General features: G+C 70.2%; 12 protein-coding genes. 2 read left to right on the top strand and 10 right to left on the bottom strand.

What is annotated here, in order from left to right; all coding sequences use genetic code 11:
* Nucleotides 1-28: 28 nt before the first annotated feature.
* From L324_RS28135 to L324_RS28110, 6 genes are all read right to left on the bottom strand, one after another.
* Nucleotides 29-550 (bottom strand): YbaB/EbfC family nucleoid-associated protein, encoded by a 522-nt coding sequence (locus tag L324_RS28135; RefSeq protein WP_037315262.1) that lies wholly within the window; start codon nt 548-550, stop codon nt 29-31.
* Nucleotides 547-876: a type VII secretion target gene (locus L324_RS28130; RefSeq protein WP_037315259.1), complete on the bottom strand. Its 330-nt coding sequence runs from the start codon at nt 874-876 to the stop codon at nt 547-549. The genes L324_RS28135 and L324_RS28130 overlap by 4 nt, the downstream gene beginning before the upstream one ends.
* Nucleotides 873-2,882: a hypothetical protein gene (locus L324_RS42875; protein ID WP_037315250.1), complete on the bottom strand. Its 2,010-nt coding sequence runs from the start codon at nt 2,880-2,882 to the stop codon at nt 873-875. The genes L324_RS28130 and L324_RS42875 overlap by 4 nt, the downstream gene beginning before the upstream one ends.
* 184 nt (nt 2,883-3,066) lie before the next feature.
* Nucleotides 3,067-3,453, bottom strand: coding sequence for a hypothetical protein (locus L324_RS28120; protein WP_418189837.1), 387 nt, complete (start codon nt 3,451-3,453; stop codon nt 3,067-3,069).
* 74 nt (nt 3,454-3,527) lie between these two features.
* The gene (locus L324_RS28115) at nt 3,528-4,382 is read right to left on the bottom strand and encodes an ESX secretion-associated protein EspG (RefSeq protein ID WP_037315241.1); all 855 of its coding nucleotides are present in this window, start codon (nt 4,380-4,382) and stop codon (nt 3,528-3,530) included.
* A 281-nt stretch (nt 4,383-4,663) separates the two neighbouring features.
* A complete protein-coding gene (locus L324_RS28110; protein ID WP_037316508.1) occupies nt 4,664-7,576 on the bottom strand; it encodes an ATP-binding protein in 2,913 nt (970 codons plus the stop codon).
* Between the two features lie 472 nt (nt 7,577-8,048).
* Here L324_RS28110 and L324_RS28105 point away from each other — a divergent pair, with 472 nt between their 5' ends.
* Nucleotides 8,049-9,143, top strand: coding sequence for a S1 family peptidase (locus tag L324_RS28105; protein ID WP_037315234.1), 1,095 nt, complete (start codon nt 8,049-8,051; stop codon nt 9,141-9,143).
* Between the two features lie 114 nt (nt 9,144-9,257).
* Here L324_RS28105 and L324_RS28100 read toward each other — a convergent pair whose 3' ends face one another.
* From L324_RS28100 to L324_RS28090, 3 genes are all read right to left on the bottom strand, one after another.
* Entirely contained in the window at nt 9,258-9,662 is a 405-nt protein-coding gene (locus tag L324_RS28100) for an SsgA family sporulation/cell division regulator (RefSeq protein WP_037316505.1), read from the bottom strand.
* A gap of 156 nt (nt 9,663-9,818) precedes the next feature.
* Nucleotides 9,819-11,012 (bottom strand): MFS transporter, encoded by a 1,194-nt coding sequence (locus tag L324_RS28095; protein WP_037315231.1) that lies wholly within the window; start codon nt 11,010-11,012, stop codon nt 9,819-9,821.
* A gap of 61 nt (nt 11,013-11,073) precedes the next feature.
* A complete protein-coding gene (locus tag L324_RS28090) occupies nt 11,074-11,547 on the bottom strand; it encodes an Lrp/AsnC family transcriptional regulator (RefSeq protein ID WP_037315228.1) in 474 nt (157 codons plus the stop codon).
* Nucleotides 11,548-11,729: 182 nt separating this feature from the next.
* On the opposite strand from L324_RS28090, the gene L324_RS28085 reads away from it, so the two are divergent.
* Nucleotides 11,730-12,728: a beta-ketoacyl-ACP synthase III gene (locus L324_RS28085; RefSeq protein ID WP_037315225.1), complete on the top strand. Its 999-nt coding sequence runs from the start codon at nt 11,730-11,732 to the stop codon at nt 12,726-12,728.
* Here L324_RS28085 and L324_RS28080 read toward each other — a convergent pair.
* Nucleotides 12,715-14,199, bottom strand: a complete 1,485-nt coding sequence (locus L324_RS28080; protein WP_037316503.1) for an adenylate/guanylate cyclase domain-containing protein — start codon at nt 14,197-14,199, stop codon at nt 12,715-12,717. The genes L324_RS28085 and L324_RS28080 overlap by 14 nt on opposite strands.
* Between the last annotated feature and the right edge of the window lies 1 nt (nt 14,200).

The following is a 14,200-nucleotide window of genomic DNA, read 5'->3' as shown; positions in this document are numbered from 1 at the left end:
CCTTCTTCGCGATTCAGGGACGACGGACTCACCAGGGCGAATTGCCCTCGTCCTCGGGGGCTTCGTGGCGCTTCTCGCGAGGAGTGTGCGGCGGTGGCGGGGCGTCGGTGGACGACGACGGCGGCGGAGTGCTCGCCGGCGGCTCTTCCTCTTCGATCTCGGGGAAGCGGCTGCGCAGGGTGCCGATCATCAGCGACCGGGTCTCCTGGTCCTCGTCGCCGAGCGTTTCCTGCATGACCTCGGCGACCTGGTTCGCGATCCCGGCCTGCGCCTGGTGCATGGTCTGGAGGATCTGCCGGGACAGCTCCGCCAGCGGGTACGTCCTGGCCTTGCCACCGAATTCGAGGTCGGTCACGCCACCGTCCGCGCCGACGGTGACCTTGACGGCACCGTCCTGGCTGGACGCGGTCAGTCGCAGCTGCTCCGTCCGCTCCTGGGCGGCCGCGTACCGTTCGGCCTTGTTCTGCAGCCCCTCGGCCCATTGGTCCAGCTTGCGCTGAGCCTCGTCGGGGTCCCGCATGAGCTCCCCGAGCCCGTTCGCGCCGGTCACTGCTTTCCTCCGATGTCCAATGCCTTGAAGTCCGCCTGGAACGGTTCCGCGTTGGTCGTGTCACCGTCCACATAGGACTTCGCGGCGGTGCGGATGTTGTCCGCCGTCGTCTGGATCCCTTCCGCGGCCGCCTTGATCGCCTCGGCCGCGCGTTCGCCGGTCGGGTTGACGATCGGCGGCAGGAACGCGCACAGCAGACCGTACGCGTCCGCCGACATCGCCGAACCCGTGGCGCCGTGCGCGGTGTTCAGCCGGTCCACGAGCCCTTCGAGATGGCTCGCGTGCGCGGTCAGGTCGTCGGGATCGACCTCGAACGAAGCCGTCACTTCCAGTCCTTGTTCTTCCAGTCGCCGATCACCGGCGGGGCCACGATCTCATCGGCGGCGAAGAAGGACGGGTCGTCGGATTCGACGTAGTCGGCGACCTTGTGTTCCTTGTCCTCTTGCCCCTGTCCCTTGCCGCCGGGCGCCATGCCGCCGCCCATCGGGCCCATGGCACCGGGGGTGCCGGCCTTGCCGGAACCGGAGCCCGCCGCCCTGGACGCGGCCGCTTCGGCGTCCATCGCCCCCGCGGCACCGCCCATCCCGAGTGAGCCGGTCGAACGGCCGGCGCCACCGAGGCCACCGGCACCCGCGCCACCCGCACCGGTACCGCCGCCACCGATCCCGCCGACGCCGCCACCGCCGACGCCACCACCGCTGCCGCCGCCCGGGAGGTTCGGCATGCCGAGCTTGGGCGGGTTGTACGGCGTGCCCTTGAACGAGCCGCCCTCCGGGATCGGCGGCGGACCACCGAGCCTGCGGCCGATGTTGTCGCTGAAGCCCCCGGTGTTCCCGATCGGCGGGATCTTCGGCATGACCGGTCCCGGTCCGCCGGTGGGCCGGTTCGGGATGGGGATGTTCGGCGGCGTGATGTTCGGCGGGGTGTACGGCAGGCCACCGCCGGGCCGCGGGCCGCCGTCCGGGATGGTCGGCATCTGCACCGGAGGCGGGTTGAACGACTGCGGGCTCGGCGGGGTCCAGCCCGTGGTGTGCGTCCCGTCGTCGATCTTGGGCAGGTTCGGCAGGTTGGGGCCCGCCGTCGCCGCGGGACGGTAGCTCTCGCCACCGCCTGGACCGTCCGGGATGCGGATATCGGGCATGGTCTGGTGCGAACCGGGACCGCCGCTGCCGGGCATTCCGCTGCCCGGGATGCCGCCGTCGGGACCGCCGGAAGGACCGTTCGGCGAGTTGAACGGCGACACGCCGCCGGGACCGCCGGACCCGCCCTGCGGCGTCCCGTCCATCGAAGCGGCGATGCCGTCCGGGCCCGCGCCGTTCGAGCCCCCGCCGTTCGAGCCCACGTTGAACGGGCTGGGCCGCTGTGTCCCGTCGGGATTTTGGAGCGCGTCGGGGTTGCGCAGCAGGTGGTCGGGCGAGCCCGCGCCACCGCCGGCGGGCGAACCCGCCAGTTGCCTGGTCGCCTGCGCCGTCGGGAGCTTCGGCGGCGGCGGGAACGCCGGGGTGGCGATCGCCGAGCCGACCGTGCTGTCGAACTGGGTCATCACCTGGGCGGCGCGGTCGCGCGCGTCCTGCTGCTTCTTGAAGGTCTCGAGGTCCTTCCCGAGCTGCGACATGTACTGCTGCGGGTCGGTGATCGTCTGCAGGTTGGCGTTGGCCTCCTGCACGCTGAACGCCACCGGCGGATTCGCCGCCATCTGCTTCTGCGTCTCGTTCAGGGTCTGCGAGTGGATCTGCTGCTGCCGTCCGGTCAGCGTCGCGCCGTTCGCGGTCGAGCCGAGCCATTTGCCGACACCGGCGAGGTGCTCGCGGGCCGCGTCGCCGCCTTCGCCCTGCCAGTTGGCCGTGCTCGCGTTGATCGCCTTCGCCAGGTTGCGCTGGTGCATCGCCAGGTCGTTGCCGACCCGGACCCATTCCTCGGAGGTCTCGGCCACCGCGGCCGAATCCGCGTTGTCCGCGATCGCTGCCTGCATCTGCTCGTGGGTGGCGTTGCCCCAGACCGTGGACGGCGGCTGGCCGGGATTGCGGATCTCGAGGTCCTTGTCGAGGCCCTGCCGCGCGTTCTCCAGCTGCTTCTCGTACATCTGCTGGGTGAACTTGTCCTTGAAGCCGTTGAGCGCGGTGTCGCCCCAGCCGAGGAGGTTGAACAGGAGATCGGTCCCCGCGGCCGCACCGGCCCGGATCTCGTCACCGGACGCGGCCTTGTCCGCCAGCGGCCCGACGTAGTACGGGGACGACGAGTCGGCCGTGACGTCGTAGAACGGGCTGTCCGGGTCGTACTCCTTGGAGGCGGGATCGGAGACCTTCGTGGTCTTTTCCGTGGAGTCGGTCACGGGTCTCTCCTCTTCAATCTGGCGAACCCGCGTCCGCGATCGGCGTCGGCAGGGCGCTGGCCTGGTCATTCACGTCACGATGACGGGCAGGGCGCCCTGCCACCGCGATAGCGGGGCCTTCGGCCGCGGCGGGTTCGGGTGCCTGGTTGCTTCGATGCACGTCTACTGCTCCGCTGACAGCCACTTAGATCTCAGTGTCGATCCGCTTCAAAGTGCGCTGGTTCTCTTCGTCCCGCTCCCGGTAGTTCCGCTTGGCGAGTTCGATCGCCTCGACGTAGGCCGGGAATTCGGCACGGGCCGCCTGCAGCTGGGTGAGCAGGCCCTGTGCGTCGGTCGCGGTGCCCTGCATATGCCCGGACACCCAGCGCGCGGTGGCGGTGTTGCTCATCGGCGGCGACTGCTGCAGCTTGGTCAGCGCGCTCCAGCGTTCTTCGAGGCTGTCGATCACGCCCTGGAGGGAGCGGATCATCTCCTCGCCGGTGCTTTCGTCGACGGCGAAGCTGCCCTGCTTCGCCATTTGCCGCAGCCGCGTGCCTTCCAGCCCGATCCGGGTCGCCGCCTTCATCGGCATGGCGTCGGCCAGCTTCGCTTGGACCGGTTGTGCTTCCTCGGTCACCAGTGGATCCTCTCGCCGGATTCAGCAGGTCAGTAGATGTCCGCGATGGCGTCCCGGATGGCGTTCGCCACCCCGGACCGGCTGGCCGGGTCGTAATGCCCGATCACCGCGCCGGAGGTCTCGTCGGTCTCGGTCCAGACCAGGTACCGGCCGTCTTCGGTGTCGAGCCAGCTCAGCGGCGTCGACCGGAGCCGTTCGCCGCGGCGGCCGATCCCGCTCACGATGATGTGCCCGCCGCCGAGACGTTTCCCGGACAGCACCCGCTCCAGGACCGCCACGTCGCTTTCCTCGCCGCGCGACCGTTCCGCCGGCTCCGGCCGCGCGCGGACGACGCCGGTGAATTGAAGGTTGCCGAACGCGTCGGTCTCCTCCTCGTCGAATTCCGCCTCGGCCTGACGGCGGGCGGTCATCGCGGAGACGGCGCGCTCCTCCTTCTGCACGAGGGTGCGGCGGCCGGTCGACGCGGCGGGCATCCGGGGCAGGACACCGGCGAGCACCTCGACCAGTTCCTCGTCCGCGAAAAGCGCGAACTGCAGGAGGTCGTCCCCGTGCGCCTGGGTGATGCCGAGCGCCTGCGCGCCGTCGGTGATGGTGAGGACCGCGATGTCCTGGCCGAGGCCGTCGATGCCGTTGACCGAAACGGTGATCCGGTGGTTCGCGAGCAGCGCGAACGCGGTGCGGATGGCGGGGTTCAGCTCGCCGTTGATCGACAGGCGGCGCTGTTCGAGATCGGTGTAGACCTTCTGGATGACCGCGGTGTACCGCTCCGGATCGATCGAAGTGTTGCGGACGCGCAAAGGAAACAATCGGACATCGACGCCCAGCGCCTGCCCGACCACCGTCGCCTCGACCGTCCCCAGCGCGAAATCGGCTCGTTCGGCCATGCTTCTGCGCTACTCCCTCGCGGGGGTGCGACCCCGTCCCGATCGGCTGACCTGCATGAAGAGCGCCGACTTTGTTAATGGCGAAAACAAACTAGCACAGCGCATGACTGTACGGAACCATACGAACACCGGTGAAGCCGATGGAATGGATCACAGTGCCCGATCGGGCAATTTTCTTGCCCCTAAAGGAAAAATGGTCACGTCTCGTGAGTGGTAATGACGGTTCTAACCGTCATTACCACTCACGAGACCCGACCTTGGCAGAACCGGGGCCCGATCGCCTACCGAGCGCTCGCGGCGGGCGCGTACGTCGACATCCGGCGGGCCACATCCGTCCGCGAACGCGCGCCGAGTTTCCGCAGCACCTTCGCGACGTGCTGCTCCACCGTGCGCGGGGAGAGGAACAGCCCGTCGGCTATCTCCCGGTTCGTGCGCCCGTCGGAGAGCATCCTCGCCACCTCCAGTTCCCGGGGCGAAAGCTCCTGGCCGTAGCCGCGCCGCCCACGCTGCGAGGGCGCCCACGCGCCGTGTTCCCGCAGCTGGTGGCGGCATCGTCCGGCGTCCCGGGTCGCGCCGAGCCGCTCGTAGGCCTCCGCAGTCGCCGCGAGGTCCTCGATCGCCTTGCGGTTGCCCGCGGTGAGACGGCACAGCGCCGCCCGCTCCCGGGCGCCGATGGCCTGATACGGCATCGGCAGCGCGTCGTAGCCCGCCGCGGCCTCGTCGAAAACCGTTGCGGCGGCGGGGTGTTTGCCGCGCGCGTCGAGCAGGATCGCCCGCCCGGCGAGCAGCGCGGCCTCGGAGACCGGGGAGTCCTTGCCGTCGACGCCGCGGGCGAATTCCTCGACCACGGCGTCCGCCTCCGACCATCGCCCGGCCCGCGTGTAGGCCTCGGCCGCGGCGGGGACCAGGCCCGCCGCCCACACCCAGACACCCTTGCGCCGGGCCGCCGCGACGGCGTTGTCGGCCGTCGCGCACGCCCCCTCGACGTCGTCCGTCGCGAGGAGCACCCGGATCAGGATCCCGGCCGCCGAAAGGACGACGGGGATGGGCCCGTGTTCCGGCGCGTGCACACTCGCCGCGGCCAGATGTCGTTGCGCGGCGGCGAATTCCCCGCGGACGGCGGCCAGCCCGCCGAGGACGAGCGAGGATTCCATGACGATCGGGCCGAGGTCCGGATAGGCGTCGCGAAGCTGCTCGGTGGTCTCCGCGAGCCCGGACCAGTCGCCGCGCACCCAGTCCAGCCGGACCCTGGTGCCCTGCGCGAGTCCGGCCGCGTAGAGGGCGCCGGCGTCGGTCGCGCGGCGGATCCCTTCCGTGACCAGCTTTTCCGCCCTGGTCAGATGCCCGGCCCAGGATTGCGCGTCGGCGAGGTTGCACCACAGCCGCGCGAGCTGGACGCGTTCGGCGACGCCGGTGCCCTGATCGGGCAGGTCCTGGAACTCGGCCCACGCCGAGCCGTCGCCGATATGCGCCCGGGTCGCGATCCGGTCGCCGATGAGCGCCAGCCGCAGTTCCGGGTCTTCGAGCCGGTCGAAGACCTCGCGGGCACGCTCCATCCAGACCTCGTGCCAGGACAGCGGGGTCAGCCCGTCGATCGGCTGGGCGAGCAGGTTGATCCCGCGTGCGGCGAGTTCCGGCTCGTCGACCAGTTCGGTGATGGCCTTCTCCACCTCGACCCGGCCGCGGCCGAGTCGCCCGATCGTGCGGACCAGCAGCATCCCGAGGCTGAGCCGGATCGTCCCGCGCACGCTCGGGCGCAGGTCGGTGAGGTCTTCGAGGATCCGCTCCAGTGTCTCGATGACGTCCGGGCGGAACCCGCGCAGCGCGACCTGACTGAGTTTCGTGGCCAGGCGGGCGATGGCGTCCTCGTCCAGGCCCGCCTCGGCGAGGACGGACTGGAGCAGGTCGATCGCGCGTGAGGTGTCACCGCGGGCGATGGCCTCGTCGGCGGCCGCTTCGGCGTAGTGGCGCCACTGTTCGGTCCGTCCGGCCGCGCGGGAGTGGTTCGCCAGCAGGGTCAGCGGCGGGACCGGCTGGCAGGCGAGCACCTGGATGGCCCGGGAATGCAGCAGGGTCCGCTCCGGACCGCTGATCGTGTCGTAGACGGCCTTGCGGGCCAAGGGATGCCGGAACCCGTAGCGGTCGCCCCCGAGTTCGCCGAGCACCCCGCCATCCAAAGTGGACAGAAGCGCCGAGCGGAGCGCGTCGCCGGTGAGGCAGGCGAGTTCGCCGATCACCGCGGGTTCGGACGGAACGGCGAGCACCGCCGCCGCGCGGGCCAGCCGGACCGCGGGATCGGGGAGTGCTTCGAGCCGTTCGGTGATGGCCTCGCGCAGGGAGATGGGGACTTCGAGGCTTTCCAGGAGCCGGTCGGAGAGCACTTCGCCGATGGGCAGGCGCCCGGCGGCGTCACGCAGCGCCCGCAGGGTCTCCTCGACCACGAACGGGATCCCTGCCGTGCTCTCGTGGATTTTCGCGGTGAACGGCGCGGAAACCCGCGGCAGGTCCAGCAGTTCCTCCGCCAGCTTCCCGACGGCCTCGACGTCGAGCGGGCCCAGTGTCACCCGGGCGGTCTGGACGTTCGGCGGGGTGCGGAACGGGATGCCCGCGCCGCCGTGCCTCGACGGCGAACCGGTCCGGTAGGCCGCGACGACGGCCAGTTCCGCGGGCATGGTCGCGGCGAGGAACCGCATCAGGTCACGGGTGCCTTCGTCAGCCCACTGAAGGTCGTCGATCAGGACGAGCGCGGGCCCACAGGCGATCAGGAGTTCCCGGACGGCGCGGAACTGGCGATGCCGTTCGGCGCACGGGTCGGCGAGGGGTTCCGGTTGGGGTGGAAGGCTTTCCGCGAGTTCGGGCAGCAAGGGTCTCAGTACCCCGGCGACCGGGCTGAGCGGGCCGAGCGGCCGGTCACCCGCCGACCGCAGCGCTTCGAGCACCGGCCCGAACGGGAACGGTTCGCGCATCGGCTGGCAGGCACCCGTGAGCACCCGGCCCGCCGCGAACTCGCGGCGTCCGGCCAGCTCTTCGAGCAGCCTGCTGCGGCCCATCCCGGGTTCGCCTTCGATCAGCACGGCGGCGGGACGGCGCAGCAGGATCTTCACGATCGCCGAGACCTCGGCGTCGCGGCCCACGAGTGCCGTCGATCCGGCGCGGACCGAAACCGAGGTCGGGCGGGGGGTGGCAAGCCACATCATGCGCTCCTCGGTTGGGAGTTCCCGCTGAGCCCGACACGATCTTGTGCGTTGTCCTGCGGAGCCTAAGCACTGCCTACCTGGTCGTAAACCTCTCAACCCGGACAGCACGGGCGCCCCGTTAGGCCGTCCGCGAACGCACCGTCACCGGTTGGCTGACGGATCGTCGGTTGGAAAATCACTGGACACCCGAAACATCGGCAATGGACCCGATCCGGCGGTTCATCCCACGTTCAGGGGGTCGAAACGACTACGCAAGGTATTCACAGGAAACCCTACTTACGGACGTGTCCGTACGGGTGCCAGCTCTCGGTGAGCGCCCGTGGAGCAGGGGATTCGGCCTTCGAAGAATGCGTATACCTATCCCGCGCCGACCCGGATTGCGGACGGTGTCCGGTTCCACAACTCTCACCCGTCAGGGGAGGGCAATCGCATGGCGAACCGGAGCCGTGCGTGATGACGAGGGAGAAGCATGAAGATCACGAAGCTCCTCGGTGTGGCCGCGACGGCAGCACTGGCCACCGGCGCGCTCGTCACGGGTACCCCCGCGGCGGCGTCCTCGGACACCCTGCTGAACGCCGAGATGGTTCCCGCCCTGCAACGGGACCTCGGCCTGACCGCCGGCCAGGCGCTCGCCCGGATCCAGAGCGAGACCGCCGCCGGCACGCTCGAACAGTCACTCGCCTCCGCGCTCGCCGGCAGCTTCGGCGGCGCGAGCTACAACGAGGCCACCGGCAAGCTCCGCGTCGGCGTCACGGACGCGGCGAAACTGGGTCAGGTCGTCGCCAGTGGCGCGGAAGCGGAACTCGTGCGGTTCTCGGCCGCCCAGCTCGATTCCACTGTGGACAAACTGAACGCGGGCGAGCGCGCGGCGGACGGCGCGATCACCGGCTGGGGTGTGGACACCAAGACCAACCGCGTGACGCTGAACGTCCTGCCGGGCAAGAGCGGAACGGTCGACTCGTTCCTGGAGAAGACCGGCGTCGACAAGGCCGCCGTCGCGGTGGTCGAGACCGCCGCGGTGCCGACCCTGAAGTACGACGTCCGCGGCGGTGACGCCTACTACATCAACAACTCTTCGCGCTGCTCGATCGGCTTCTCGGTCAACGGCGGCTTCCTCACCGCCGGGCACTGCGGGCCGGGCACGGTGACCGGCTCGAACCGGGTCGCGATGGGTTCGTTCGCCCGCGCCAGTTTCCCCGGCAACGACTACGGCCACGTCCGGGTCAACAGCAACTGGGTGCCGCGCGGCATCATCAACAACGGCACCCGGGTGAGCGGTTCGAGCGAGGCCTCGACCGGCGCCTCGATCTGCAAGTCGGGTTCGACCACCGGCTGGACCTGCGGCACCGTCGGCGCCAAGAACCAGACCGTCCGTTACGCCGAGGGCACGGTCTACGGCATGACCGCCACCAACGTGCGTTCGCAGGCGGGCGACTCGGGCGGTTCGTTCATCGCGGGAAACCAGGCCCAGGGCATGCTGTCCGGCGGTAACAGCACGGTGACGTACTTCTTCCCGGTCCGGCCGGCGTTGTCCGCGACCGGGACCTCCCTGGTCCTCGGCTGAGTCCACCCCCGGTTCGCCGAGAGCCACGAATAGGACGAAGGGCGGTCCGAGTGCCTCCAGCGCACTCGGGCCGCCCTTCGTTTCGTAATACCGCGGGAGCGGTGGTCCGGATCCCTACACGTTGCTGATCTCTTCGATCAGCGCCTCGATGTCGAAGTACTCGCTCTCGGAACCGAGCGGCACCAGGTCGTACGTGGACTCGAGGAAGGACTCGACGTCCTCGCGCTCGAGTTCGAACGACGCATAGCCGTCGGGTGACTCGATTTCCAGCGTCAGCATCGCCTCGTCCTCGGAGAGGTCGGGGCGGACGCGGACGTCGCCGAGTCCGGCCGGGTCGGTGAGACCGGCGGCGAGCAGCTCACGCGCGAAGGTCCACTCGACCCACCGGCCGCGCTCGGTCCGGAACGACACGGTGACGGCGTAGGGCTCGTCGACGTGGAAGGACAGGCGGGAGAGAACGGGCGTGCTGCTGTTGTTCAGCAGGACGAACTGGCTCTGGTGAACGGCGTCGGTGTGCACGGCCACTCCTAAGTGCTCGTGGTTCGCGCGGCGCGAACTTTTCGTCTCGGCAAGGAGATGCCCGGGCTGACGCCGGATGACGCGGGTATGGCCACGTTCACGCTATCGGCTGCATATGTCCATAGTGGTGTAACGCCGGGCACAGACCCCTTGCGCTCAGACCGATACGCGTTGTGACGGCTGGTCGAGCAGCGGCTTCTTCAGGCGGAGCACGGCGGGAACCGCGAGCAGCGAGGTCACGGTGAGCACCGTCCACAGCACTGCCCCGCTCACCGAGAGCAGGATTCCGAGGACGGCGGGGGCCAGCGCCATCGGCAGTCCCCACGACAACTGGAACAACGCGCTGGCCCGGCCCTCGGCTCCTCGCGGCGCGGCTTCCGCGGCCACCGCCGTGGACAGCGGCGCGAACATCGCTTCGGCGAGGGAGAAGGTCACGCTCGTGAAGAGGATCAGGCAGATCGCAACTTGCAAAGAGACTGACGTGACCGGGACGAGCAGTGCGAACGAGCCCGCGAACACCACCGCGGCGGTGACGAGCCCGGTCGCCCTGGAGTACCTCGCGAGCACGCGGACCACGAGGTGCTGGCCGAAGACCACGGTGACCGTCCCGATCGTGATCGCGGTTCCGGCGATCCACTGTGGACCGTGCAGGAAATCGCGGACGAGGATCGGCAGGATGGCGAACTTGCTCGCACTCGCCAGGGTGAAAGCCGTCTGTGTCAGGCAGAACCCGACGTAGGGCCGGTCGGTGAAGACGGCTCTCCAGCCCGCCGAGCCGTCCTTTTCGGACACGCCGGCCGCGGAAGGCAGGAACCAGATGAGCGCCGCGGCGACGGCGAAGGTGGCGGCGTTGGCGTAGGCGATGAGGTGGAACGCCGCCGGGCTGGTGATCTCCGGGAGCACCGCGCTCGCCGCCGCGCCGACACCGGCCCCGGCGAACCGGCCGACCGTCTGGGTGCCGAGGACACGTTCGGCGTCGCGGCCGGTGGTGAGCGCGGCGACCATCGGGGCGTTGCAGGTCCAGAACAGCCGGTCGCCGACGCCGACCACCAGGGTGACGGCGACCACCTGCCAGGCCGACGTCAGCAGCGGGTAGCAGCAGAAGGCGGCCAGCCGGAGCAGGTTTCCCGCGATCAGGAGCGCGCGGGGGCCGAACCGGTCCATCGCGGCGCCCGTCAGCGGCCCGGTCGCCAGCGCGAGCAGACCGCCCGTGCTGAGCGCCGCGCCGGCTTCGATCAGGCCGAAGCCCTGGCCGTGGACGAGGAAGAGCAGCCCGAACGGGAGCCAGATCCCGCTTCCGAGCGCGTCGATGAGGGTGGCGGTGAGAAAGAGGCGGAGTGGTCTCTGCATGGCTGCTGTAGGTCCTTCCCCCAGAAGGCAGCAGGCCAGAATAGCGAAGATCGACTCCCGGTCAAGGCTCCAGCGGCAGCGTGAGGCCGGTCTTGACCCGGTCCATCGCCACCGACGTCGTGAAGTGCCGCACGTTCGGGTTGTCGAAGAACATCCGCCGGGTGAAGGCCTCGAACCCGGCCATGTCCCGGCAGGTCACCACGAGCACGAAGTCCGCGTTGCCGGTCACGTAGTAACACTGCTGGACGTTGTCGTCCGCGAGCACCTGCCGCCGGAACCCGTCGAGTACCGCGAGGCTCTCCCGTTCCATCTCGACCATCACCACGAAGGTCATCGTCAGCCCGAGCGCCTGCGGCGACAGCACCGCCACCTCGCGTTCGATCACCCCGGTCTCGCGCAACCGCTTGATCCGGCGCTGCACGGCGGCCGCGGACAGGCCCACCTTCGCGCCGATGGACTCGGCGATCGTGCGGGCGTCGGCCTGCAGGCAGGACAGGATGGCGACGTCTAGGCGGTCGAGGTCGGGTGTGTGCACCGGATCAGGCTAACCGGACGACTCTCCCGGGCGCCTGATCCGCGGCCGCGCGCCACGCGGGGTGCCGGGAAAGATGAGAATTCTTTGAAATGTGACCCGGAACACAACTGACGGGTCTACTGAATGGTAGCGCTTACAAGTGAATGGCAGACCTCTGTTTTTCCGCGCGAAAGGATTTCTTGGTGCCCTCATCTCAGGCGGCCGTCATCGCCGGTCTCGGCTCCTGGCTGCCGCCCCGCGTCGTGGGCAACGAGGAGATCGCCCAGCGACTGGACACCTCCGATGAGTGGATCCGGTCGCGGACCGGTATCGCCGAACGCCGGGTCGTCGATCCCGGAACGTCCACTGTGGACCTCGCGGTCGAGGCGGGGCGCCGGGCGCTGGCCTCGGCCGGGGAGGACGGCGCGGACGCCGTCGTGCTCGCGACGTCGACGGCCGACCAGCCGTGCCCGGCCAGTGCGCCGCAGGTGGCGACCAAGCTCGGCCTGAACGGCGTCGCCGCGTTCGACGTCAACGCGGTGTGCAGCGGGTTCATCTACGGCCTCGCCACCGGCGCCGGGCTGATCGCCGCCGGGATCGCGCGCCGCGTGCTGGTGATCGGCGCGGACGTCTTCACCTCGCTCGTCGACCCCGAAGACCGCGGCACGGTGCCGATCTTCGGCGACGGCGCGGGCGCTGTCCTGCTGCGCGCGGGCGACGACGGCGAACTCGGCGCGCTCGGCCCGTTCGACCTGCACAGCGAGGGTGAACTGGCGGGGCTGCTCTGGGTCGAGGCCGGGGGCGCGAAGAACCGCCGCTCGGACGACCCGCGTGACCACTACCTGGTGATGCAGGGCCAGACCGTCTTCCGGCACGCCTGCGCCAGGATGGCCGAATCGGCGCGGGCGGTGCTCGACGCCGCGGGCTGGATGGTCGGTGACATCGACCGCTTCGTCGGGCATCAGGCCAACATCCGGATCCTGCAGACCTGCGCGAAGCAGCTCGGCCTCGCGGACGACGTGATGTACTCGAACATCGAGAAGGTGGGCAACACGAGTGCGGCGTCGATCCCGATCGCGCTGGCCGACGCCGTGAAGGACGGGACGCTGCAGCCGGGTCACCGCGTCGTGATGGGGGCCTTCGGGGCCGGGCTGACCTGGGGGTCGACGCTGCTGCGCTGGCCGGACGTCATTCCGGGCTGAGCGCGCTCGCCGCCCAGGCGTGCGTGGGTTCCCGGCGTCCGCGCAGCTCCAGTTCCGCGTACGGCTCCCAGTGCGCGCGTTCGCTTTCCAGCGCGGCCTTGAGTACCGCCTCGCTCGCCAGGATCCGGCCTTCGGCGGACTTCGCGTCCTCGGTCAGGCGCGCGGCCTCGTTCACCGCGTCGCCGATGACGGTGTACTCGAACCGGCTGCTCGTCCCCAGCTGACCGGCGAAGACCCGGCCGCTCGCGACCCCGATGCCGAGGTCCAGCTCGCCGGTCCGCTGGACGGCGTCCCGGATCGCCCGCGCGGCCGAAAGGGCCGCCGTCGGCGCGTCCGCGAGCCGGGTCGGCGCGCCGAAGACGCAGAGCGCGGCGTCACCCTGGAACTTGTTGACCAGTCCGCCCCGCGCCCCGACCGCGTTCACCACGCTGGTGAAGAACCGGTTGAGCATCTTCACCAGCTCCTCGGGCGGGGTCCGGCTCGCCAGCGCCGTCGAATCGACGACGTCGACGAACAGCGCCGTCACCTCGCGCACGTCCCCCGAAAGGGAGGCGCCGTACTCGAGCGCGTGCCGGGCGACCTCGTCCCCGACGTGCCTGCCGAACAGGTCGCGCATCCGTTCCTGCTCGCGGAGCCCGGCGGCGAGGTCGTTGACCGAGGTCTGGAGCAGGCCGATCTCGCTGGAGTCGTCGACGTCGACCACGATGTCCTTGTTGCCGCGCGCGATCTCGTCGAGCGCGATCCGGAGCCGGTGCAGCGGGGTGGCGACGGCCTTCGCGAGCAGGCCCGTCCCGATCGCGCCGACGCTCAGCCCGATCACCGAAAGCATGATCAGGCTGGCGACGTGGTCGCCCTGGCCGAGATCCGGCGGCGTGGCCACCAGCAGCACCCCGAGGAACGGGATCCCGCTCGCCAGTGACCAGGTGACGACCACCTTGGTCCGCACGGTGACCCTGAGCGTCCCTTTCGGCGGGGTGACCTTGAGCGCGATCGTCATCACCGGGCGCGCCACCCATTCCGCGGCGAGATAGGTGAGGCCTGCCGTGGTCAGCCCGCCGAGGCCGATGACCAGCGCCATCCCGAGGGCGTCCATCCAGGACCCGAGCACCCTGGCGAGGGAGCCGAGCACGATCGTCGCGCTCAGCCAGAGGGTGGCGCTGACGATCGCCATGTCGACCGGGAGCCGGAGCGCCCGCGCGGCCTCGGCCTGCGTCGGCGGGCGGCCGAAGACGAACCAGACCGCCGTGCGCCGCTGCAGCCAGGCCGTCCACAGAGTGCCGATCACCAGCGCCAGCGCCACTATCCCGGCGGCGGTGACACCGAGGATCCAGCCGCGGTCGCCGACCTCACTCGGCAGGCCCTGCAGAAGCAGCAGCAACGCCACGACCCCGGCACCGCACACACTGGAGCCGACGCCGAGCGCGGCGAAACCGAGGCTGGTCCTGAGCACCAGCCGGAACCGCCTCGACATC

Origin of the sequence: Amycolatopsis orientalis DSM 40040 = KCTC 9412 (genome assembly GCF_000478275.1) — a bacterium.
Lineage (GTDB): Bacteria > Actinomycetota > Actinomycetes > Mycobacteriales > Pseudonocardiaceae > Amycolatopsis > Amycolatopsis orientalis.
The sequence above is the reverse complement of the archived record's forward strand: the minus strand, read 5'-3'. Positions and strand labels throughout refer to the sequence as shown.

What these genes read in the sequence shown, in the direction of transcription:
- L324_RS28105 (WP_037315234.1), top strand. Translation starts at nt 8,049, where the DNA reads ATGAAGATCACGAAGCTCCTCGGTGTGGCCGCGACGGCAGCACTGGCC.
- L324_RS28110 (WP_037316508.1), bottom strand. Translation starts at nt 7,576, where the DNA reads ATGTGGCTTGCCACCCCCCGCCCGACCTCGGTTTCGGTCCGCGCCGGA.
- L324_RS28120 (WP_418189837.1), bottom strand. Translation starts at nt 3,453, where the DNA reads ATGCCGATGAAGGCGGCGACCCGGATCGGGCTGGAAGGCACGCGGCTG.
- L324_RS28095 (WP_037315231.1), bottom strand. Translation starts at nt 11,012, where the DNA reads ATGCAGAGACCACTCCGCCTCTTTCTCACCGCCACCCTCATCGACGCG.
- L324_RS28115 (WP_037315241.1), bottom strand. Translation starts at nt 4,382, where the DNA reads ATGGCCGAACGAGCCGATTTCGCGCTGGGGACGGTCGAGGCGACGGTG.
- L324_RS28080 (WP_037316503.1), bottom strand. Translation starts at nt 14,199, where the DNA reads ATGTCGAGGCGGTTCCGGCTGGTGCTCAGGACCAGCCTCGGTTTCGCC.